Below are 22147 nucleotides of genomic sequence, written 5' to 3'. Positions count from 1 at the left end.
AGGCTCCTCCTTCGTTAACATCTGTTACACCCGTAAAACGAGTGCAACATCATAGACAACTATAGATGAGGATGCACGGCGGTTATTGCAGCAATGAGGCAGGAATAACAGCCACCGCCCCGGAAGGGCGGTGGAGAGGATGAGGCTATTTTGCCGGCTCGGGTTGGCTATCTACTATCCGCACGGAATAAACCATGGTGGCGCCTGGCGGGATTTTTGGCGGTAATCCTTTACTGCCATAGGCCTTTTCAGGCGGGACGACGAGCGTCACGGAGCCGTGGTTCTGTAGACGCTTCAGCGGTTCGCGAAACACCGGGGGATAGGCATCCAGCTTTTGCGTAAGCGCCTGATCTTTCGCTTCCATATCGTTGATCACCGTCCCGTCCGTCAGCATCTCTTTGATCACCACGGTAACCAGGTCATTACCGCTTATTTTTCCTTTACCCAGGTAATCGACGCGGCTGTAGACGCCCTCTTTAAAGACCACATCTTTTTTGCGCGCAAACGCCTGCTGATATTTCTTGCCGGCACTGATGTTTTTCTGCTCTATTTTATTCAGGTTCTGAAAAACCTGCTGCGACACATCAAACAGCGCCTTGTTACGTTCCTGCTCTCCGAGACGAAGCTGGCCGCGAAAGGCATCTTCGATGCCCTGCAGCACCAGGCCTGCGTCGACGGTAACTCCCTGAGTACGACGGGTGGTAAGGACGTTGAGCGCCTCGCTTCCCATCGAGGCGCCGATCGCATAAGCCTGCTGTTCTCCCGATGCGCTGAGTTTGGCGGCGGCGCTCTCGCCGCTGCGCGTTTTGGACTGTACAGAAAGCTGCGTTCTCAGCAGTTCGATTTCATCTTCTTTCATCCGTAGCTGGGCGTTGTCTTTATCCGCCTGCAGGCGATAGGCTGCCACTATGGCCGCCATCTCTGGTGGCTCATTTTTTGGCGCAGCGGCGTCGTTAGCGGGGCCATGCGGCGCTTTATCCGCGGCGGCCAGCCGGGTGGACAGCGATTGTTTATCGGCGTTAAGGGCTTTGACCTGATCGAGGGCAGCCTGCTGCGTCTTTTCCGCAGCGGCGAGGCGAATAGTCAGCGACTGCTTATCGGCGTTAAGGGCTTTAACCTGCTCGAGGACGGCCTGTTTCTCTTTTTCCGCGGCGGCCAGCCGGGTCGCCAGCGGCTGTTTGTCAGCGTTAAGCGCTTTAGCCTGGTCAAGAGCGGCCTGCTGCGCCTTCTCCGCAGCGGCGAGGCGAATAGTCAGCGACTGCTTATCGGCGCTAAGGGCCTTAACCTGCTCGAGGACGGCCTGTTTCTCTTTTTCCGCGGCGGCCAGTCGGGTAGCCAGCGGCTGTTTGTCAGCGTTAAGCGCTTTAGCCTGGTCAACAGCGGCCTGCTGCGCTTTCTCCGCAGCGGCGAGGCGAATAGTCAGCGACTGTTTATCGGCGTTAAGGGCCTTAACCTGCTCGAGGACGGCCTGTTTCTCTTTTTCCGCGGCGGCCAGCCGGGTCGTCAGCGGCTGTTTGTCAGCGTTAAGCGCTTTGACCTGCTCAAGAGCGGCCTGTTTCTCTTTTTCCGTTGCGGCCAGTTGGGTCATTAGCGCGTGTTTATCTTTATTAAGCGTGGTAAAGCTGGCGCTGAGGCGTTTATTTTCAGCTTCGGCTTGCTGAATCTGCGTCGTTAATTGCTGGATCTGCTGACGCGCCGCGGCCTGGCTTTGCTGTAGATTATTATTCTGCACAACGCCTGCTTTTTTTATTAATGCCTCTTTTTCTGCAGTAGCGGCGCTTAAGGCGACCTGTAATTCATTAATTCTCTTATTCAACGCCGCTTGCTCATTCGCTCCGGCAGTATCCGTTTGCGGCGTAGCGGCAAGCTGTTTTTTTAATTGCTGTATAAGCTTATCTTTTTGTGCAATCGCCGCCTGCTGGCTGGTGATTCTTTTTTGTAATTGTGAGGTGCTGGTACCGGTTTTTTTATTATCTGCGCTCTGGCGGCTTTCTTGTGTTTGTTTTGCGCTTGCGGCATCGTTTTTTTCTTGCGCCTGAGATTGCTGGGTTTGCTGTTGGGCGTAATCAAGAAAGGCCGGCGCGGCGCCGGCGGTGAAAGGGGTTGAAAGCGCCAGCGCAGCGACGAGCATCAGCAGGGGCGCGTTGAGGGTCAGCGTGGCGGCTCTGTTCATGGCTGTTTGCTTTCACCACGCTGTACCAGGCTATCGATCAGCGTTTTCTGGATATCGGCGCACAGTTTGATGGATTTAAACTGATACATGGAGTCAATGCCAAGCCGGGTAGGATCTGCCACTTTCTCGCGCACGCTATTATATTGTGACGCCGCGCGCACTAAAGCGTTAAAGTCATTGCTGAGTTTAGTGGCTTGCTGTGGGTTAACCTCTTTTAGCGAATCCAGCGCCTGGCGACAGGATTCAATGCGCGCTTGTTCGCTGGCCGCCCGCTCCTGCTCTGCCTGCTGCTGTGACGTCAGCGGCGTGGCGATCGGTTTAACCGGCTGGCGGGAAGAGGTATTGCTACAGCCGGCTACTAACAGCGCGGCGAGTGGGATAACACGAAGTGTCAGCGAGATATTCACAATTTCAGTCCATGAAGTAGGTATATTTTTACCGGATTCTAGAAGGGTGCTTTTAATTTTGCAATATATGAATAATGATATTTTATTAGTTTTTTAGTCATTCTTCATTATTATGGGTTTACTTTATTTGGCAAATTGATAGGTTCGCAATTAAATAAGGTTTGTTTATATACAATAATAAATATAAATATTTAAAGGGGAAATTGAAATGCTAAAGGCGCGGAGCGTTGCCGCCCGCGCAGGGAATTATTTAACGTAAGCCAGCAGGCTGAGCGAATCGCGGGCCAGCGCTTTACATTTTTTCGCCGTCGGAATGTTAATGCCGCTAAGATCGCGATAGCTGTCTTCGCCAAGCGCTTTCATGTTGTAGCTGTCATAGTTGCTCAGGTCCCACTGGTTCTGTTGGGCAAAGAACACCAGCGCGCGACGGATCTGCGTGTTGGGCAGGTTCTGGTAGCCACAGTCGTTTTTCAGAAACACAAAAACCGCGGTTAAATCAGCCATATCTTCCGCTTCGGATTCGCTGAGCGCGTAGCTGTTGGCGGAGAGAGCAAGCAGGCTGCCGAGTACCATTGTTCTGAAAAGCGTCTTCATTTTTTCTACCATTAGATCACCGACGCTTCAAATTAGCATACTTCTTTACACAGCGCCGATCTTTATTCTTACTCTTCTGCTTGACCTTCCCGTTACGGTAGGGTTTAAGCTCAAATATTCGCCCGCAGAATAAAAGGATGTGAATATGCAACGTCGAGACTTCCTCAAACTGACCGCCGCGGTCGGCATGGCCAGCGCATTGCCGTTATGGAGCCGGGCGGTCTTTGCCGCCAGTCGCCCGGCTCTGCCGATACCGTCGCTGTTAGCCGCCGATGCGCGCAACCGCATCGCGCTCAGGATCCAGGCGGGCAAAACGCGGTTTGGCGCCCTGAATGCCACTACCTGGGGCTACAACGGGTCGCTGCTGGGCCCTGCGCTACAGCTCACGCAGGGGAAGACCGTCACGGTGGATATTACTAACCAGCTGGCGGAAGAGACCACGCTGCACTGGCATGGTCTGGAGGTACCGGGCGAGGTCGACGGGGGGCCACAGGGGGTTATCGCGCCGGGTGCCACCCGCACGGTAAGCTTCACGCCAACGCAGCGGGCGGCGACCTGCTGGTTTCATCCGCATCAGCATGGGAGCACCGGCCGGCAGGTGGCGATGGGGCTGGCCGGCCTGGTGCTGATCGAGGATGAAGAGAGCGGGCGCCTGCTGCTGCCTAAGCAGTGGGGAATCGATGATGTGCCGGTGATCGTCCAGGATAAGAAGTTCACCGCCGCCGGCGAGATCGACTATCAGCTGGATGTGATGAGCGCCGCCGTCGGCTGGTTTGGCGATACGCTACTGACCAATGGGGCCCTCTATCCCGAACATGCCGCGCCGCGCGGCTGGCTGCGCCTGCGCTTGCTGAACGGCTGTAATGCCCGTTCCCTCAATTTTGCCACCAGCGATAAGCGCCCGCTGTACGTAGTGGCCAGCGATGGCGGTCTGTTGGCCGAGCCGGTCAAGGTCGATGAATTGCCGGTCTTGATGGGTGAACGCTTTGAGGTGCTGGTGGACACCAGCGACGGTAAACCTTTCGATCTGGTGACCCTGCCGGTGAGCCAGATGGGCATGGCGATTGCGCCTTTTGATAAACCACAGCCGGTACTGCGCGTCCAGCCGCTGGTCATTCCCGCCTCCGGCAAGCTGCTGGATACTCTGGCTGCTCTCCCGGCGTTACCGTCCCTGACGGGGCTGACGCAGCGTCAGCTCCAGCTGTCGATGGATCCGATGCTCGACCGGATGGGCATGCAGGCGCTGATGGAGAAGTATGGCGACCAGGCGATGGCCGGAATGGATCACGGCATGATGGGGCATGGCGACATGAGCGACATGGGGAATATGCATCACGGCGACATGAGCATGAACCACGGATCCGGCATGGAGCATGGCATGTCGTCAGGCAAGGGCTTTGATTTCCATAACGCCAACCGCATCAACGGCAAAGCCTTCGACATGAATGAGCCGATGTTTGCCGCCGCCAGAGGCCAGTATGAGCGCTGGGTGATTTCAGGTAAGGGCGACATGATGTTGCATCCGTTCCATATCCACGGCACCCAGTTCCGTATCCTCAGCGAAAACGGCAAGCCGCCAGCGGCGCATCGTCGCGGCTGGAAAGACACCGTTCGTGTGGAAGGGGACGTGAGTGAAGTATTAGTGAAGTTTGATCATCCGGCGCCGAAGGAGTTTGCCTATATGGCCCACTGCCACCTGCTGGAACATGAAGACACCGGGATGATGTTGGGGTTCACGGTTTAAGTCTCTGCGACCTGCTGCCATCCCCTACGGGAAGAAGGACGGAACACCAAAAAAAACGGCAACTTTCGTTGCCGTTTTGCGTTTTATTTGGCGTCATCCGGGAGCGCATAGGCGACAATATAATCGCCCATTTTGGTACCGAACGAGCCGTGACCGCCGGCAGAGATGACAACATACTGTTTGCCATTCACTTCGTAGGTCATCGGAGTCGCCTGACCGCCGGCTGGCAGACGGGCTTCCCACAGCTTCTCGCCGTTGCTCATATTGTACGCGCGCAGGTAGTTATCTGCAGTCGCGCCGATGAACAGGACGTTACCGGCCGTGGAGATTGGACCGCCCAGCATCGGCATCCCCATGGTAAACGGCAGTTTAACCGGCATCGGGAACGGCAGGCTGTCCTGCGGAGTACCGATACGTTTTTTCCATACCACTTCGTTGGTTTTCAGATCCAGGGCGGAGATATACCCCCAGGCCGGCTGTTTGCACGGCAGGCCGAACGGCGACAGGAACGGGTTCAGCGTTACGCCGTACGGGACGCCGTACTGCGGCTGCACGCCGGACTCGGTACCAGAGCCTTTCGCATCTTTCGGCGGCTCCATCGGATTGCCTGGCCCGCGCGGGATCAGTTTTGAGACGAAAGGCAGCGCCATCGGGTTGGCGATAGCCACCTGACGGTTCGGATCGACGGAGATACCGCCCCATTCAAACATCCCCAGGTTACCCGGGAAGACGAGGGTGCCCTGCTCAGACGGCGGGGTGAAGATACCTTCATAGCGCAGCTGGTGGAAGATCACGCGGCACACCAGCTGGTCGAACATAGTGGCGCCCCACATGTCCGCGCCGGTCAGATCTTTCTTCGGACGGAAGCTCAGATCGGAGAAGGGCTGGGTTTTGGTAACGTAATCACCTTTGGCAGCGCCCTGCGGAACCGGTTTTTCCGGCGCCGGGACCACCAGCTCGCCGTTACGACGATCCAGCACGAAGATGTTGCCGGTTTTCGCTGGGGCATAGATGACCGGTACGGTTTTGCCGTTGACCTCAATATCAGCCAGCGTCGGCTGGGAAGGCATGTCCATATCCCACAGATCGTGATGGACGGTCTGATAGCTCCAGGCCAGCTTACCGGTGGTGGCGTTCAGTGCCACAATCGAGCTGGCATAACGCTCTTGCTCCGGCGTACGGTTGCCGCCCCAGATGTCCGGAGTGGTCACGCCCATCGGCAGATAGACCAGATCCAGCTTAGCGTCGTAGGCGGCAGGCGCCCATGAGTTCGGCGAGTTGAGCGTGAAGTGATGTTCATCGCTCGGGATGGCGTTCGGATCTTTCGCACCCGGATCGAAGGCCCACAGCAGTTTACCAGTATTCACATCAAAGCCGCGGATCACGCCTGACGGCTCGCGGGTAGAGAAGTTATCGGTGACCGCGCCGGCAATCACGATGGTTTTATCGGTGATGATCGGCGGTGAAGTGGGTTCATACATGCCCGGCGTGGTAACCGGCATGTTGGTCTGCAGATTGAGAATACCTTTATTAGCAAAGGTTTCGCACAGCTTACCGTTGTCGGCGTTTACCGCGAACAGGCGACCATCGTTCACCGGCAGGATAATGCGGCGCGGACAGTCGGCGACGACGTCGGCAGGGGCGTTATCCGCTTTCGCTTCGTGATAAGAAACACCGCGGCAGGTGACGTGCTGGAACGACGGATCGGCGTTCAGCTGCGGGTCAAAATGCCACTTCTCTTTACCGGTGGCGGCGTCCAGCGCAAACAGGCGCTGGTGAGCGGTACACAGGAAGAGCGTATCGCCGACTTTAATCGGCGTCACTTCGTTAGTGATTTCACCCGGATCGTTCGGCTGTTTCAGGTCGCCGGTGCGGAACACCCAGGCTTCCTTCAGGTTCTTCACGTTATCGGCGTTAATCTGCTTCAGCGGGGAGAAGCGCTGGCCTTCCTGGTTACGGCCATAGGCCGGCCAGTCGCCGTCGGCGACGGTGGAAATCGGTGCGGCCGGCGTAGCGTCGGCGCTCAGGGTGCCGTTGACTTCCTGCGGGTCGTTAAAACCAGCCCAGGTCAGCATGCCGCCGCTGATCAGCAGGGCGACGACCAGCGCGCCAACGGCGCCAGCGGAAGGCACCGGCAGACGACGCCAGACAAAGGGCAGGATCAGCCAGATGCCAAAGAAGACGAGGATATCGCTACGCGGCGTCAACGCCCAGAAGTCGAAACCAACTTCCCAGACGCCCCAGATCATGGTCGCCAGAAGCAGCGCGGCGTACAGCCACAGAGCAGCGCGCTTGCCGCGGAACAGCATTACGGTCACGCCCAGCATCACCAGCCCGGCGATAGGGTAGTACCAGGAGCCGCCAAGCACGACCAGCCATGCCCCGCCGATTAATAGATAGAGGCCGCAGAACGCTGCAAATAGCGCAGTCAGCGTCACCAGGAGCCTTGATTGTTGAGACTTTGTTTCAGCCATAAAAAGTTACTCATGTGTTTGTTAAATTTTTTAACTGCAATTAATTATAGGATTTAACAAGTGTGATCGGAATCACAAATATGGCTTTATTAATCCCTGCACCGAAGATTTCTTTTTGCTGGTATACTGGATGGCTTGCCGGTCATCGTCGGGGCGAAAGCAGCGGCTTTGATGATTTATATTTAGAATCAAATGGTTAGTATTATGAAACATACTGTAGAAGTGATGATCCCGGAATCCGAGATCAAAGCGCGTATCGCGGAACTGGGTCGTCAAATCAACGAACATTATCAGAATAGCGGCAGCGAAATGGTGCTGGTGGGGCTGCTGCGCGGCTCGTTTATGTTCATGGCCGACCTGTGCCGTGAAGTGCAGGTGCCGCATGAAGTCGATTTTATGACCGCCTCCAGCTACGGCAGCGGCATGTCCACCACTCGTGATGTGAAAATCCTTAAAGATCTGGATGAAGACATCCGTGGTAAAGACGTTCTGATCGTGGAAGACATCATCGACTCCGGCAATACCCTGTCTAAAGTTCGCGAAATCCTCAGCCTGCGCGAGCCGAAATCGCTGGCCATTTGTACGCTACTTGATAAACCCAGCCGCCGCGAAGTGAACGTCCCGGTTGAATACGTCGGTTTCGCGATTCCGGATGAGTTCGTGGTGGGCTACGGTATCGACTATGCTCAGCGCTACCGCCATCTGCCGTATATCGGCAAAGTCACCCTGCTGGACGAGTAAGGGGATATCCCACTCTGGACAGCGCGCGCCGCGCTCTCCAGGGTGGCGAAGTCTGAAGGCTATCTGTGGTTGATGTGCTTGATCTTGAGGTTGGAGATCCCGTGGCGATAGCGCTGTTCGAGGGTTTCCCTGCTCACAGCGGTGACATCCAGATCGCGCAGCAGTCCGTCGTGAATCCCGTAAGCCCAGCCGTGGATGGTCACCTTCTGTCCGCGCTTCCACGCGGATTGCATAATCGTCGAATGTCCCAGATTGTACACCTGTTCCATCACGTTCAGTTCACAAAGGGTATCCAGACGGCGCTCCTCTGGCATTTCACCGAGCAGCGAGCTGTGCTTAAACCAGATATCGCGGATATGCAGCAGCCAGTTGTCGATAAGCCCCAGCTCCGGGTTCTCCACCGCCGCCTGCACGCCGCCGCAGCCGTAGTGGCCGCAGATAATAATGTGCTCGACTTCCAGGACATCGACGGCATACTGCACCACCGACAGACAATTGAGATCGGTGTGGATCACCAGGTTCGCTACGTTACGATGCACGAACAGTTCGCCAGGCTCCAGGCCGGTGAGTCGCTCAGCGGGAACGCGGCTGTCCGAACAGCCAATCCACAGGAAGCGCGGTTTCTGCGTCTGCGACAGTTTCTCAAAAAAGCCGGGGTCCTCTTCCACCAGCATTTTTGACCATAGTGCATTGTTGCTGATGAGTGTATCTATATCATTCATGGACGTTATCGGCCTGTAACCAAGTAAGTGCGTTGCGCTAATATAGGGTAAGCTCACCTTTTTTAAAACCATCTTAACCCGTGATACTTCAGGCTGCAGATGCGTTGGCGGCGTCAGCGCCGGTCCAGCGCAAACGTGAGTCAGGCGGGTTAATGACGTGTCACGACACGAGAAGAGATATTTAATGACCATTGCTCTGGAATTAAAACAGCTCAAAAAAACCTATCCCGGCGGGGTTCAGGCGCTGCGGGGGATCGACCTGCAGGTCGAAGCGGGGGATTTTTATGCCCTGCTGGGCCCGAACGGGGCCGGAAAATCCACGACCATCGGCATCATCAGCTCGCTGGTGAACAAAACCTCTGGTCAGGTCAATGTCTTTGGCTACGATCTGGAGAAAGACGTCGTCAATGCCAAGCGCCAGCTTGGCCTGGTGCCGCAGGAGTTTAACTTCAACCCGTTCGAAACCGTGCAGCAGATCGTCGTTAACCAGGCGGGCTACTACGGCGTTGAGCGTAAAGAAGCCCTTTCCCGCAGTGAAAAGTATTTAAAACAGCTCGACCTGTGGGAAAAACGCAACGAACGCGCGAGGATGCTCTCCGGCGGGATGAAGCGCCGTCTGATGATCGCCCGCGCGTTGATGCATGAGCCGAAGCTGCTGATCCTCGACGAACCGACCGCCGGCGTCGATATTGAACTGCGTCGCTCGATGTGGGGCTTTCTCAAGGATCTCAACGATCGCGGAACCACCATTATCCTGACCACCCACTATCTCGAAGAGGCCGAAATGCTATGTCGCAACATCGGCATCATCCAGCACGGCGAGCTGGTGGAAAACACCTCGATGAAAGCGCTGCTGTCGAAGCTGAAGTCAGAGACCTTTATTCTTGACCTCGCGCCAAAAAGCCCGGTGCCGAAGCTCGAAGGCTACCAGTACCAGCTGGTCGATACCTCGACGCTGGAAGTGGAGGTTCTGCGTGAGCAGGGAATTAACAGCGTCTTCGCGCAGCTGAGCGCCCAGGGGGTGCAGGTACTGAGTATGCGTAACAAAGCTAACCGTCTGGAAGAGCTGTTTGTCACGCTGGTGCATGAGCGAAAAGGAGAATCAGCATGATGCAGCTTTATTGGGTCGCGCTGAAAAGCATCTGGACCAAAGAGATCCACCGTTTTATGCGCATCTGGGTACAGACGCTGGTGCCGCCGGTGATCACCATGACCCTGTATTTCGTGATCTTTGGCAACCTGATCGGCTCGCGCATTGGTGAGATGCATGGTTTTACCTATATGCAGTTTATCGTCCCAGGCCTGATCATGATGGCGGTGATCACTAATGCTTACGCCAACGTCGCCTCATCCTTCTTCAGCGCCAAGTTTCAGCGCAATATTGAAGAGCTGCTGGTGGCGCCAGTGCCGACGCATGTGATTATCGCCGGCTACGTGGGCGGCGGGGTAGCGCGAGGACTGTGCGTAGGTATCCTGGTGACCGCGGTGTCGCTATTCTTTGTGCCGTTCCAGGTTCACTCCTGGCTGTTTGTCGCCCTGACGCTGCTCCTCACCGCGGTGCTGTTCTCGCTGGCCGGGCTGCTGAACGCGGTGTTTGCCAAGACCTTCGATGACATTAGCCTGATCCCGACCTTTGTGCTGACGCCGCTGACCTATCTCGGCGGGGTGTTCTACTCGCTGACCCTGCTGCCGCCGTTCTGGCAGGGGCTGTCGCATCTGAACCCCATCGTCTACATGATCAGCGGTTTTCGCTTCGGCTTCCTCGGTATCAACGACGTCCCGCTGGCGACCACCTTCGCCGTGCTGGTGGTGTTCATTGTCGCCTTCTATCTGCTGTGCTGGTCGTTAATTCAGCGCGGTCGCGGCCTGCGTAGCTGATACTCATCATGGTTAGCGCTTCCTGAAGTAAATATGCGAAGCGCTAACCGCTTATCTTTGACTCCCATCACCGATACGTCATCTTCACCTTGCTACATTATTCGCTGGCTAAGGAGGGAAGCATGCTCGGATGGGTCATTACCTGTCACGATGAGCTGGCGCAGGAGATGCTGGATCGTCTTGAACAAAAGTTTGGTCCGCTGGCCCAGTGCCGGGCGGTCAATTACTGGCGCAATCTCAGCAGCAATATGTTGAGCCGGATGATGTGCGATGCGCTGCATGCCACCGACTCCGGGGACGGGGTCATTTTTCTCACTGACAAAACCGGTGCGGCGCCTTATCGGGCCGCGGCGCTGATGAGCCACAAACATACCCACTGCGAAGTGATCTCCGGCGTCAGCTATCCACTCCTTGAGCGAATGTATCTCCTGCGAGGCACGTTAAGCAGCGTGGCGTTTCGCCAGGCGATCGTCAGCGCGGGCGGGCCGATGGTGAGCAGCCTGTGGCATCAGCAGCAGAAGAACCCCCCGTTCCGGTTGCGCCATGATGCCTGGGGAAATTAAGCAGCGGGACAGATACCGCTTTTGTTACAATAACCGCCGTTGATGGTATAACGGTTTGATGCGTATGCTTGCCCGATTTTTGACCCTGCTTCTTTTCCTGACCTCACTCAGCGCCTCCGCCAGCCTGCTTAGCCAGCAGGGCAAGGCTGTGCGCTATATGCAAACCACCGAAGACGCGGTCATCTGGGCGCAGGTGGGAAACCATGTGGTCAGCGTCGGCAATGTTCGTGCCGGGCAGATCCTCGCAGTCGTCCCGACGGCGGCTGACTACTATGAGTTTCGTTTCGGCTTTGGCACCGGGTTTATTGATAAAGGGCATCTCGAGCCGGTGCAGGGCAAGCAGCGGGTGGAGGACCGTTTGGGGGATCTTAATAAACCGCTGAGTAACCAAAATTTACTCACCTGGAAAGATACACCGCTCTATGACGCTCCCTCGGTAAGCAGCGCGCCGTTCGGCACGCTGGCCAACAATCTGCGCTATCCGATCCTCAGCAAGCTGAAGGACCGGCTCAATCAGACCTGGTTTCAGATCCGCATTGGCGACCGGCTGGCGTGGGTCAGTAGTCTGGACGCGCAGGAGGATCACGGTATTCCCGTGCTGACCTATCACCATATTCTGCGCGATGAAGAGAACACCCGTTTTCGTCATACGTCGACCACCACCTCGGTTCGCGCCTTCACGAATCAGATGACCTGGCTGCGCGATCAGGGCTATACCACGCTGACCCTGTATCAGCTGGAAGGCTATGTGCGTAATAAAATCAATCTCCCGGCGCGGGCGGTGGCGATCACTTTCGATGATGGCTTGAAATCGGTGAACCGCTACGCCTATCCGGTGCTGAAACAGTACGGTTTCCATGCCACCGCGTTTATTATCTCCTCGCGTATTAAGCGCCATCCGCAGAAGTGGGATCCGAAATCCCTGCAGTTTATGAGCATTTCCGAGCTACGCCAGATCCAGGACGTCTTTGATATTCAGTCGCATACTCACTTCCTGCATCGGGTTGACGCCGGCCGGCGGCCGATTTTATTCAGTCGCAATTACCATAATATTCTGTTTGATTTCGCCCGCTCGCGCCGGGCGCTGAGCCAGTTTAATCCGCACGTTCTCTACCTTTCCTATCCCTTCGGCGGCTATAACGCTACGGCGGTGCAGGCGGCGAATGACGCCGGGTTTCATATGGCGGTAACGACGGTGCGTGGGAAGGTGAAGCCGGGGGACAATCCGTTTCTGTTAAAGCGGTTATATATCTTACGCACGGATTCGCTGGAGACGATGTCGCGGCTGATCAGTAACCAGCCGCAGGGGTAATACCGACGCTGCGCCTGAGCGCAGCGTCGCGGCCATCAGGCGACCTGTACCGGAATAGCTTTCGCCTGGCGCTTCATTTCGTTGTCGCCTTCGAAGTAGGCGATGTTAGGTTGCCAGCTGCGCGCCTCTTCGTCCGACATGGTAACGAAGCTGGCGATGATCAAAATATCGCCGACGCTGGCGCAGTGCGCGGCGGCGCCGTTAACGGAGATGATCCGGGAGCCCCGCTCGGCGGCAATGGCGTAGGTGGAGAAACGGTTGCCGTTGGTGACGTTCCAGAGGTGAATAGTTTCATTCTCCAGAATACCGGCCGCATCCAGGAAGTCCTGGTCAATGGCGCAAGAACCTTCATAGTGCAGGTCCGCCTGCGTGACTTTTACGCGGTGGAGCTTGCCCTGCAGCATATTACGCATCATAACTTCTACCCTTCAACCTTAATGTAGCAGAGCGGACACGGCGCCCGCCCTGAGAAAAGCCCGGGCAGTATTGCCCGATTTTTACCCGCTGTCTACTGAGCGAGCGTGACGATCCGGTTGTCGATCAGGCGAGCCTGCCCCAGCCAGGCGGCCATCAGGATCACCGCGCGCTGGCTGGCATCGGTCAGCTCAAGCAGGGTGTCGGCATCGCGGATCTGAATGTCGTCGGCGCGGAAGCCTTTCTCATTCAGCTCCTGTTCAGCGATAGCGATGATCTCATCGAGCTGGCGATCGCCGGCGGCCAGCTTTTCCGCCACCGCGCTCAGCACTTTATACAGACCAGGCGCGATTTTGCGCTGGTCGGCGGTCAGGTAGCCGTTACGCGAACTCAGCGCCAGGCCATCTTTCGCGCGGACGATCGGCACGCCGATGATCTCAATGTCGTAGCCCATGTCGGCGACCATCTTGCGGATCAGCGCCAACTGCTGGAAGTCTTTCTCGCCGAAGCAGGCGACGTCTGGTTGAACAAGGTTGAACAGCTTACTGACGATGGTCGACACGCCGCGGAAATGGCCCGGGCGGCTGGCGCCTTCGAGCATGGTGGATAATCCCGGAACGTCGACGTAGGTCTGGCCTTCAGTACCCTGGGGGTACACTTCCGCCGGCGTCGGCGCGAAGACAAAGTCGACATGACGTTTGTTCAGCTTTTCGCAATCATCCTGTAAGGTGCGCGGGTAGCGCGCCAGGTCGTCGACGCGGTCAAACTGCATCGGATTGACGAAAATACTGACCACCACCACGTCCGCACTGGCTTTGGCTTCATCAACCAGCTTCATATGACCATCATGCAGGTTGCCCATCGTCGGGACCAACGCGATACGCTTACCTTCCTGACGCAGACGGCGGATATGCTGCCGCAGCAGCAGTACGGATTCAATAATCAGCACAACAAGACTCCTTAATGGAAACTGTGTTCTTCGCCCGGATAGACTCCGGATTCGACTTCGGCAATATACTGCCGCACCGCGGCGCGGATGTCGCCCGCTTCGGCAAGGAAATTCTTGGCAAATTTAGGAATGTGGCCGCCGGTAATGCCGAAAGCGTCATGCATCACGAGGATTTGCCCGTCGGTGACATTGCCCGCGCCGATGCCGATCACTGGAATGGTCAGAGCGTCGGTGATGCGCTTCGCCAGTTCAACCGGCACGCACTCCAGGACCAACAGCTGCGCACCCGCCGCCTCCAGCGCTAACGCGTCTTCAAACAGGGTCTGCGCCGCATCGCCGCGACCCTGCACTTTATACCCACCGAATACGTTCACCGACTGCGGCGTCAGGCCAAGATGGCCGCAAACCGGCACCGCGCGCTCCGCCAGCATCCTCACGGTGTCGGCCAGCCAGGCGCCGCCCTCGAGTTTGACCATATTGGCGCCAGCGCGCATCACGATGGCGGCATTTGCAAAGGTCTGCTCGGGGGTGGCATAGGCCATGAACGGCAGGTCGGCAAGCAGCAGGCTGTTTGGCGCGCCGCGGCGGACGGCGCGGGTGTGATAGGCGATATCTTCCACGGTAACCGGCAGGGTGGAGTCGTGACCCTGCACCGTCATTCCCAGCGAGTCGCCTACCAGCAGCACATTTATGCCTTCATCGGCGAACAGCTTCGCGAAGCTGTGATCGTAGGCGGTAATGGTGGCAAAGCGCTTCTTTTCCTGTTTGCATTTCTGCAGCAGGGCAATGGTGGTCGGTTTCATAACATTTCCTGATGATGAAAGTCATATTAACCGGCATTCTAACAGCAGCATTCAGAGGGGCAATGATTTTGGGCAACCGATTACGACGATCGCCGCAAATGCTAAAAAAGGGAGAGGGGATTACCAGCTGGCGGGCTTTTCCGCGCCGAGATTATCCAGCACGGCGCGCAGCGCCAGGCCGTCAGGAAAGTGAAGGTCCGGGGCGATCTCGAACAGCGGCCAGAGCATAAAGCCGCGGTTTTTCATATCGTAGTGCGGAACGGTCAGGCGCTCGCTGTTAATGACAGCATCGCCAAACAGCATGATATCGAGGTCCAGCGTGCGCGGCCCCCAGCGTTCGGCTTTGCGCACTCGCCCCTGCTGCAGTTCGATGCGCTGAGTATGATCGAGCAGCGTCTCGGGGGGCAGGGCGGTTTCCAGCGCAACGGCGGCGTTGAGATAGTCCGGCTGATCCTGCGGGCCCAGCGGCGGCGTGCGGTAGAACGAAGAGACGGCGACCACGCGGCTGTGCGGAATTTCGCCCAGGGCGCGGATAGCCGCCTGCGCCTGCTCCAGTGGAGAAGCAAGGTTGCTGCCAAGAGCGATATAGACCAGAGTCATGCGCTACCCTGGCGCGGCGCGCGCTTGCGCGGACGACGGTGACGACGGCGCGGCGCCGGATCGTCCCCGAGGTCGTTGAGCATATCTTTTTGCGCCGGCGGCGCGGCGACCTGGAATTCGCCCCACCATTTGGTCAGGCGCTGCAGTTCGTGGTTGTTCTCGGCGCCGGCGCGTAGCTCCAGCAGGTCATAGGCGGCGCGGAATTTCGGATGCTCCATCAGCTTCCAGGCGCGTTTGCCCTGACGACGGGACATGCGCAGCTGCAGCTGCCAGATATCACGAATAAGGGTGGTGATGCGCTTAGGGATCGCCAGCGTACGGCAGGCTTCGTCCAGCACATCGTTCATCGCCAGGGCGAAGGCGTCGTAGTACGCCAGGCCGCTCTCCTGAGCGATTTTTTGCGCCGTCTCCAGCAGCGGATACCAGAACATCACCGCGAAGAGGAAGGCCGGATTGACGCGCATATCGTTATGAATGCGGGTATCGGTATTCTTCAGCACCTGGCTGATGATCCGCTCCATCGGGCTGTCGCCGCGCTCGGTAAAGTAGCGGGTGATGGTCGGGAACAGCGGCTGGAACAGGCTGTATTCCCGCAGCAGCATGTAGGTCTGGTAGCCATACCCGGCCTGCAGCAGCTTAAGCACTTCTTCGAACAGACGCGCCGGCGGCACATCGTGGAGCAGGGCGGCCAGGCGCGGCAGCGGTTCAGCCGTTTCCGGGCTGATGGTCATATTGAGCTTGGCGGCAAAGCGCACCGCGCGCAGCATGCGCACTGGATCCTCGCGATAGCGGGTTTCCGGGTTGCCGATCAGACGGATCACGCCGTCCTGCAGATCCTTCATGCCGCCGACGTAGTCGCGAACGGTAAAGTCCGCCACGCTGTAATAGAGGCTGTTGATAGTGAAGTCGCGACGCTGGGCATCCTCCTCGATCGAGCCGAAGATGTTATCGCGCAGCAGCATGCCGTTCTGGCCCCGCTGGGAGGTGACGCGATCGGTGGTATGCCCTTCGTGATGGCCACGGAAGGTGGCGACCTCAATGATTTCCGGCCCGAACATCACATGCGCCAGGCGGAAACGTCGCCCAACCAGACGGCAGTTGCGGAACAGCTTGCGTACCTGATCCGGCGTGGCGTTGGTGGTAACGTCAAAATCTTTTGGCTTTTTGCCAAGCAGCAGGTCGCGGACGCCGCCGCCGACCAGCCAGGATTCGTAGCCCGCCTTGTTGAGGCGGTACATGACCTTGAGGGCGTTTTCACTGATATCTTTGCGGGAAATAGCATGCTGCTCACGCGGGATCACCGTCATAGGCGTTGGTTCGACGGCGGCTTCTGCCTCGCGCTCCTCACGGCTTAGCACCTTACGGCAAAAATTAGCGACTCGGGTAAAAATGGTGCACCTCGTAGTGTCAGACGGACTTCAGATCAACTGTACAGTGTAAAAATAGCGGCTAATCATAGCTCAGCGGGAGCCATTTGAGAATGCTCGATTTTCGCCGGCTGCCAGTTGGCGACGGCCTGGGCGAGTAAATCATCGATGCTCAGGGCCTGCCACTCCTCGGGGATCGCCTGATTCAGAAAGCGGAGCGCCCGGACGATTTCGGGGCGCGGATCGCCTTCCGGCAGCGCCGGCGCGTGGTTTTGTTTAGAGAGTTTATTGCCGTCGCCATTGAGAGCCAGCGGCAGATGGAGGTAATCCGGCGCCTGCCAGCCAAAATGCTGATACAGCGAAATCTGCCGCACCGTCGGCTCAATCAGGTCTGCGCCGCGGACAATCTCGGTGATCCCCTGAAAGTGGTCGTCGACCACCACCGCCAGGTTGTAGGCGAACAGCCCGTCGCGACGGTGGACAATAAAATCCTCACGCGCCAGCGGCTCATTGGCGATGAGCGTGCCGCGCAGACGGTCGCTAAACTGCAGCACCGGACGGGTTTGGCGCAGGCGCAGCGCGGCGTTTTCCGCCCCCAGCCCGAGGTCGCGGCAGTGGCCGTCGTAGATCCCGCCCACGGCGTGGATCCGCGCGCGGGTGCAAGTGCAGTAATAGCTCAGCCCTTGCTCGCCCAGCCACGTCAGCGCCTCGCGGTAGGCTTCGTGCCGTTGCGACTGCCACAGCACGTCGCCATCCCAGTGCAGACCGTAGTGGTCAAGCTGGCGCAGGATGGTATCGGCGGCGCCGGGGACTTCGCGCGGCGGGTCGATATCTTCAATACGAACACGCCAGATACCCTGGTTCGCGCGGGCTTGCAGGTAGCTGCCGAGCGCGGCGATCAGAGAGCCGAAGTGGAGTTCGCCGGAGGGGGAGGGGGCGAAGCGCCCTATATAGCGTGAGTCAGTCATGGTACGGACAACAGAACCAGGCGGGAGAGACTCCCGCCAGAGAGTGAGGCAGCAGGGGATTAGCCCGCCATCTGTTTTTCGCGAATTTCCGCCAGGGTTTTGCAGTCAATGCACAGATCCGCTGTCGGACGCGCTTCCAGACGGCGAATGCCGATCTCCACGCCGCAGGATTCGCAGTAGCCGAAGTCTTCGTCTTCAACTTTTTTCAGCGTTTTCTCGATCTTTTTGATCAGTTTACGTTCGCGGTCGCGGTTACGCAGTTCCAGGCTGAACTCTTCTTCCTGGGCGGCACGGTCTACCGGGTCCGGGAAGTTAGCTGCTTCATCCTGCATGTGCGATACGGTGCGATCCACTTCATCCCTGAGTTGATTACGCCATGCTTCAAGAATACGCTTGAAGTGCGCCAGCTGGGCTTCGTTCATATACTCTTCGCCCGGTTTCTCTTGGTACGGCTCCACCCCAGCGATGGCGAGAATACTCAGGGACGATGTTTTACGGTTTTGCCCTTCTTGCATGTTGCTTCTCCTTAACACGCACTATCGATCCCCATGTGGGGGAAAATCAGGCCGCTATAAATAGCAGATGCTTTTCCGGATAGCAATTATCTAAACGTTACACTTGACAACCCTGTGAAGAAAAGCGTATTCGCGCTTGCGACCCGAACACTATTTAGCCACTTATTTACCGGGGTTTAACACCACGGCGATCGGCTTATTCAGAGTCATCCTCGTCGTAGAAAGTTCCGCTTTCCAGGCGAGAATTTCCACCCCCTTGTCCTGGGCTTCTGTTAACAGCTGTGCGTATCTGGCATCAATATGATGCGCGGGAGAAAAACGGTCAATTGCCGAATGCAGGACGGCAAATAAAATCACCGCGCGGTCGCCATTTGCCGCGACGGCCATCAGTTCCCGCAGATGCTTCTGACCGCGCGTGGTCACCGCATCGGGAAAATAACCGTATTCTTTCTCCGCCAACGTAACCGATTTCACTTCAATATAGCAGTTTTGTCGGTCATCTGCCTGTAACATAATATCGATACGGCTATTCTCTTCGCCATATTTCACTTCGCTTTTCAGCTGGTTATAGCCTGAAAGTTCAGGAATTATTCCGGCGGAAATCGCCTCTTTCGCCAAAGAATTCGCGCGCAGCGTATTGACGCAAATAACTGCGCCCTGCTGGGTTTCAGTTAATTCCCAGGTGTGGGCATATTTGCGCTTCGCATTGTCTGAGGTGGAATACCAGACGGTGTCGCCCGGGGCGGCGCAGCCGGTCATCGCCCCGGTATTCGGGCAGTGGAGCGTCAGCTCGCGGCCATCGGGGGTGACCACGTCAGCAAGAAATCGTTTGTAACGTTTAAGCAAAATGGCGGGCTGCAACGGCGGATCAAACTGCATCAACTTTCCTTATCAAACGGATAACGTTCCAGCGCCGTGTAGCGCGTGCGCCCACGGCTAAAGCTGGACTCATAGAGCACGAACTCGTTCACCGGAAACGTCCAGCGAAAGCCGGGGGCCGGGATCGGCACCGCCCGGCGAGCATCGCGCCATAGGGTAATATGCGGGTGAAACGGCTGCGGGCTCTGATAGCAGCCGCTGCGCGCCGCCTGAGCGCGCAACATGCTGGCGAGCTGCAGCAGGCCGCGCGGCGGCTGGCGGGTTCCGAGCCATACCACTCGCGAACGTAGCCACTGTCCGGCATCGTCCAGCGTCAGGGTAAAGCCCGGCTGGCGCAGCCGGCCAGCGAGAGCGGCCAGCGCCCGCTGTTTTTCCGCGCTCACCTCGCCGAGAAACGCCAGCGTCAGATGAAGATTATCCGCCGCGACGGGCCTGCCGGCATCTTCGGGGAAGTGCGTTGCCCGCCACTGGACAATTTGCTTCTGGACGGCAGACGGCAGTTCAAGCGCAAAAAACAGCCTTTTCGGCTCAGACATGATAGAGACTCGGTAATGAATTAGGGGGATGCTACAATGCGAACCCCAGAATGTTAACCCCCGGAGCCTTTTGTGTCCTCATTGCCGGTTGCCGCTGTCCTTCCAGAACTGTTATCCGCCCTGCAGCATGCGCCGCAGGTTTTGCTCAACGCGCCGACCGGCGCCGGGAAGTCGACCTGGCTGCCGCTGCAGATCCTCGCCGAGGGCAACATCGCGGGACGCATTATCCTGCTCGAGCCGAGGCGCCTGGCGGCGCGTAATGTCGCGCAGCGGCTGGCTGAACTGCTTGGCGAAAAGCCGGGGGAGACCGTGGGTTTCCGCATGCGCGCCGAAACCTGCGTCGGACCGCAGACCCGCCTGGAGGTGGTTACGGAGGGGATCCTGACGCGCATGATCCAGCGCGATCCGGAGCTGACGGGCGTGGGGCTGGTGATCCTCGATGAGTTTCACGAGCGCAGCCTGCAGGCGGATCTGGCCCTGGCCCTGCTGCTCGACGTCCAGCAGGGGTTACGTGACGATCTCAAGCTGCTGATCATGTCGGCGACCCTCGATAACGATCGCCTGCAGCGTCTGCTGCCGGAGGCGCCGGTGGTGGTCTCGGAGGGGCGCGCTTATCCGGTGGAGCGTCGCTTCAGCCCGCTCTCCGCGCAGCAGCGTTTTGATGAGGCGGTGGCGGTAGCGGCGGCGGAGCTCCTGCGGCATGAACAGGGATCGATGCTGCTGTTTCTGCCCGGCGTCGGCGAGATCCAGCGCGTTCTGGAACAGCTGACGGAGCGCGTGGCGGAGGATGTCATTCTCTGCCCGCTGTATGGCGCGTTGCCCTTAAGCGAACAGCGCAAAGCGATCCTCCCGGCGCCGGCCGGGAAGCGCAAAGTGGTGCTGGCCACCAATATTGCCGAGACCAGTTTGACCATCGAGGGGATCCGCCTGGTGGTCGACAACGCCCAGGAGCGGGTCGCCCGCTTTGACCCGCGCACCGGCCTGACCCGGCTGGTGACGCAGCGCATCAGCCAGGCATCGATGACGCAGCGTGCCGGACGCGCCGGTCGTCTCTCCCCGGGGATCTGCCTGCATTTGCTCGGCAAAGAACAGGCGGAACGGGCGGCGGCGCAGAGCGAGCCGGAGATCCTGCACAGCGATCTGTCGGCGCTGTTGCTGGAGCTGCTGCAGTGGGGCTGCCACGATCCGGCCGCGCTGGCCTGGCTGGATCAGCCGCCCGCGGTCAATCTGGCCGCCGCGCGTCGCCTGCTGGAGGCGCTGTCGGCGCTGGACGGCGAGCGGCTGTCGGCGTTTGGCCGCAAAATGGCAGCGCTTGGCAACGAGCCGCGGCTGGCGGCGATGCTGGCCGCCGCGCAGACCGATGACGAGGCGGCGACAGCGGCAAAGCTGGCGGCGATCCTCGAGGAGCCGCCGCGCGGCGGACTGGTGGATTTGGGGGCCGTCTTTTCCCGTCAGCAGGCCAACTGGCAGCAGCGAGCGCAGCAGCTGATGAAACGCCTGGCCCGCCGCGGCGGCCAGCCCGATGCCGGGCTAATGGCGGGGCTGCTGGCGTCGGCCTTCGCCGATCGCATCGCCCGCCGCCGCGGTCAGGAGGGGCGCTACCAGCTGGCGAACGGCATGGGCGCGATGCTGGACGCCGACGACGCGCTGGGCCGTCATGAATGGCTTATCGCTCCGCTGCTGCTGCAGGGCAGCGCTTCGCCGGATGCCCGCATGCTGTTGGCTCTGCCAGTGGAAATCGGCGAGCTGATCGCCGCCCGCCCTGAACTGGCGAAAAGTTCCGACACGGTGGAGTGGGATGAAGCGCAGGGGACGCTGAAAGCCTGGCGGCGGACGGTGATCGGCCAGTTGGTGATCAAGACCCAGCCGCTGGCGAAGCCCTCTGAGGCAGAGCTGCATCAGGCGATGCTCAACGGTATTCGTGAGAAAGGCCTCGGGGTGCTCAACTGGACGCCAGAGGCTGAGCAGCTGCGCCTGCGGCTGCACTGTGCGGCGCAGTGGCTGCCGGAAGAGGCATGGCCCGCAGTGGATGACGCTTCGCTGCTGGCCTCGCTGGAGACATGGCTGCTGCCGCAGATGAACGGCGTTCATTCCCTGCGGGCGCTGAAGGCGCTGGATCTGCGTCAGGCGCTACAGGACTGGCTGCCATGGCCGCTGCGCCAGAAGCTGGATCGCGAGCTGCCGACGCACTATACCGTGCCGACCGGCAGCCGCCTGGCGATCCGATACCATGCGGAGAACCCGCCAGCGCTGGCGGTGCGTATGCAGGAGATGTTCGGCGAGGCCACGACGCCGGTGATCGCCGAGGGACGGGTGCCGCTGGTGCTGGAGCTGCTGTCGCCTGCCCAGCGTCCGCTGCAGATCACCCGCGATCTGAGCGCCTTCTGGCAAGGGAGCTACCGCGAGGTGCAGAAAGAGATGAAGGGACGCTATCCGAAACACGTCTGGCCGGACGATCCGGCCAACGCCGCCCCGACCCGCCGCAGCAAAAAATACTCGTAGCCGCCG

At 58.5% G+C, this 22147-nt stretch carries 22 protein-coding genes and 1 pseudogene; 8 read left to right on the top strand and 15 right to left on the bottom strand.

Annotation, left to right across the window (positions count from 1 at the left end; genetic code table 11):
* Positions 1-145 precede the first annotated feature (145 nt).
* From LPQ25_RS21420 to LPQ25_RS21405, 4 genes and pseudogenes are all read right to left on the bottom strand, one after another.
* Positions 146-1339 carry an FKBP-type peptidyl-prolyl cis-trans isomerase gene (locus LPQ25_RS21420; RefSeq protein ID WP_086642558.1) on the bottom strand — a complete coding sequence of 398 codons (1194 nt, stop codon included), beginning with the start codon at positions 1337-1339 and terminating at the stop codon, positions 146-148.
* Between the two features lie 9 nt (positions 1340-1348).
* A pseudogene (locus LPQ25_RS21415) lies at positions 1349-1588 on the bottom strand (FKBP-type peptidyl-prolyl cis-trans isomerase); the annotation flags it as partial.
* A 581-nt stretch (positions 1589-2169) separates the two neighbouring features.
* Positions 2170-2580, bottom strand: coding sequence for a hypothetical protein (locus tag LPQ25_RS21410; RefSeq protein ID WP_004145917.1), 411 nt, complete (start codon positions 2578-2580; stop codon positions 2170-2172).
* Positions 2581-2826: 246 nt separating this feature from the next.
* The gene (locus tag LPQ25_RS21405; RefSeq protein WP_002888808.1) at positions 2827-3174 is read right to left on the bottom strand and encodes a YacC family pilotin-like protein; all 348 of its coding nucleotides are present in this window, start codon (positions 3172-3174) and stop codon (positions 2827-2829) included.
* 145 nt (positions 3175-3319) lie between these two features.
* Between LPQ25_RS21405 and cueO the strand changes: the two genes are divergently transcribed.
* The gene (cueO, locus tag LPQ25_RS21400) at positions 3320-4918 is read left to right on the top strand and encodes a multicopper oxidase CueO (RefSeq protein WP_004177397.1); all 1599 of its coding nucleotides are present in this window, start codon (positions 3320-3322) and stop codon (positions 4916-4918) included.
* A gap of 83 nt (positions 4919-5001) precedes the next feature.
* Here cueO and LPQ25_RS21395 read toward each other — a convergent pair whose 3' ends face one another.
* Positions 5002-7392: a glucose/quinate/shikimate family membrane-bound PQQ-dependent dehydrogenase gene (locus LPQ25_RS21395; protein ID WP_002888816.1), complete on the bottom strand. Its 2391-nt coding sequence runs from the start codon at positions 7390-7392 to the stop codon at positions 5002-5004.
* A gap of 80 nt (positions 7393-7472) precedes the next feature.
* On the opposite strand from LPQ25_RS21395, the gene LPQ25_RS21390 reads away from it, so the two are divergent.
* Both LPQ25_RS21390 and hpt read left to right on the top strand, forming a co-directional pair.
* Positions 7473-7592: a hypothetical protein gene (locus tag LPQ25_RS21390; protein ID WP_012542835.1), complete on the top strand. Its 120-nt coding sequence runs from the start codon at positions 7473-7475 to the stop codon at positions 7590-7592.
* Positions 7593-7596: 4 nt separating this feature from the next.
* Positions 7597-8133 (top strand): hypoxanthine phosphoribosyltransferase, encoded by a 537-nt coding sequence (hpt, locus tag LPQ25_RS21385; protein ID WP_002888819.1) that lies wholly within the window; start codon positions 7597-7599, stop codon positions 8131-8133.
* Positions 8134-8192: 59 nt separating this feature from the next.
* Here hpt and can read toward each other — a convergent pair whose 3' ends face one another.
* On the bottom strand, positions 8193-8855 hold the full coding sequence (can, locus tag LPQ25_RS21380) for a carbonate dehydratase (RefSeq protein WP_002888821.1): 663 nt from the start codon (positions 8853-8855) through the stop codon (positions 8193-8195).
* Positions 8856-9039: 184 nt separating this feature from the next.
* On the opposite strand from can, the gene LPQ25_RS21375 reads away from it, so the two are divergent.
* The 4 genes from LPQ25_RS21375 to LPQ25_RS21360 all read left to right on the top strand — a co-directional run bounded on the left by LPQ25_RS21375 (position 9040) and on the right by LPQ25_RS21360 (position 12608).
* Positions 9040-9966 carry an ABC transporter ATP-binding protein gene (locus LPQ25_RS21375; RefSeq protein WP_002888823.1) on the top strand — a complete coding sequence of 309 codons (927 nt, stop codon included), beginning with the start codon at positions 9040-9042 and terminating at the stop codon, positions 9964-9966.
* Positions 9963-10733: an ABC transporter permease gene (locus tag LPQ25_RS21370; RefSeq protein WP_002888827.1), complete on the top strand. Its 771-nt coding sequence runs from the start codon at positions 9963-9965 to the stop codon at positions 10731-10733. Before LPQ25_RS21375 ends, LPQ25_RS21370 begins: the two co-directional genes overlap by 4 nt.
* 122 nt (positions 10734-10855) lie before the next feature.
* Complete coding sequence (locus tag LPQ25_RS21365; RefSeq protein WP_004177394.1) at positions 10856-11296, top strand: PTS sugar transporter subunit IIA; 441 nt, start codon at positions 10856-10858, stop codon at positions 11294-11296.
* Positions 11297-11354: 58 nt separating this feature from the next.
* Positions 11355-12608, top strand: a complete 1254-nt coding sequence (locus tag LPQ25_RS21360; RefSeq protein WP_004145907.1) for a polysaccharide deacetylase family protein — start codon at positions 11355-11357, stop codon at positions 12606-12608.
* 35 nt (positions 12609-12643) lie between these two features.
* Here the strand turns inward: LPQ25_RS21360 and panD are convergent, their stop codons facing one another.
* The 9 genes from panD to thpR all read right to left on the bottom strand — a co-directional run bounded on the left by panD (position 12644) and on the right by thpR (position 19639).
* Positions 12644-13024 carry an aspartate 1-decarboxylase gene (gene panD / locus LPQ25_RS21355; protein WP_002888834.1) on the bottom strand — a complete coding sequence of 127 codons (381 nt, stop codon included), beginning with the start codon at positions 13022-13024 and terminating at the stop codon, positions 12644-12646.
* 92 nt (positions 13025-13116) lie between these two features.
* Positions 13117-13971, bottom strand: coding sequence for a pantoate--beta-alanine ligase (gene panC / locus LPQ25_RS21350; RefSeq protein WP_002888835.1), 855 nt, complete (start codon positions 13969-13971; stop codon positions 13117-13119).
* Positions 13972-13982: 11 nt separating this feature from the next.
* Positions 13983-14774 carry a 3-methyl-2-oxobutanoate hydroxymethyltransferase gene (panB, locus tag LPQ25_RS21345; protein ID WP_002888841.1) on the bottom strand — a complete coding sequence of 264 codons (792 nt, stop codon included), beginning with the start codon at positions 14772-14774 and terminating at the stop codon, positions 13983-13985.
* A 120-nt stretch (positions 14775-14894) separates the two neighbouring features.
* A complete protein-coding gene (folK, locus tag LPQ25_RS21340; protein ID WP_012737407.1) occupies positions 14895-15374 on the bottom strand; it encodes a 2-amino-4-hydroxy-6-hydroxymethyldihydropteridine diphosphokinase in 480 nt (159 codons plus the stop codon).
* Positions 15371-16765 carry a polynucleotide adenylyltransferase PcnB gene (gene pcnB, locus LPQ25_RS21335; RefSeq protein ID WP_071526609.1) on the bottom strand — a complete coding sequence of 465 codons (1395 nt, stop codon included), beginning with the start codon at positions 16763-16765 and terminating at the stop codon, positions 15371-15373. Before pcnB ends, folK begins: the two co-directional genes overlap by 4 nt.
* 62 nt (positions 16766-16827) lie before the next feature.
* Positions 16828-17709, bottom strand: coding sequence for a tRNA glutamyl-Q(34) synthetase GluQRS (gluQRS, locus tag LPQ25_RS21330; protein WP_012737408.1), 882 nt, complete (start codon positions 17707-17709; stop codon positions 16828-16830).
* A 59-nt stretch (positions 17710-17768) separates the two neighbouring features.
* Positions 17769-18224 (bottom strand): RNA polymerase-binding protein DksA, encoded by a 456-nt coding sequence (dksA, locus tag LPQ25_RS21325; protein ID WP_002888845.1) that lies wholly within the window; start codon positions 18222-18224, stop codon positions 17769-17771.
* Between the two features lie 162 nt (positions 18225-18386).
* A complete protein-coding gene (gene sfsA, locus LPQ25_RS21320) occupies positions 18387-19103 on the bottom strand; it encodes a DNA/RNA nuclease SfsA (protein ID WP_002888848.1) in 717 nt (238 codons plus the stop codon).
* On the bottom strand, positions 19103-19639 hold the full coding sequence (gene thpR, locus LPQ25_RS21315) for an RNA 2',3'-cyclic phosphodiesterase (RefSeq protein ID WP_004145901.1): 537 nt from the start codon (positions 19637-19639) through the stop codon (positions 19103-19105). The genes sfsA and thpR overlap by 1 nt, the downstream gene beginning before the upstream one ends.
* Before the next feature lie 72 nt (positions 19640-19711).
* Here thpR and hrpB point away from each other — a divergent pair, with 72 nt between their 5' ends.
* On the top strand, positions 19712-22141 hold the full coding sequence (gene hrpB, locus LPQ25_RS21310; protein ID WP_012737409.1) for an ATP-dependent helicase HrpB: 2430 nt from the start codon (positions 19712-19714) through the stop codon (positions 22139-22141).
* Positions 22142-22147 lie beyond the last annotated feature (6 nt).

Origin of the sequence: Klebsiella sp. KPN54798 (assembly GCF_021184225.1) — a bacterium.
GTDB classification, from domain to species: domain Bacteria; phylum Pseudomonadota; class Gammaproteobacteria; order Enterobacterales; family Enterobacteriaceae; genus Klebsiella; species Klebsiella pneumoniae.
This window is presented reverse-complemented; position numbering and strand designations above follow the sequence as displayed.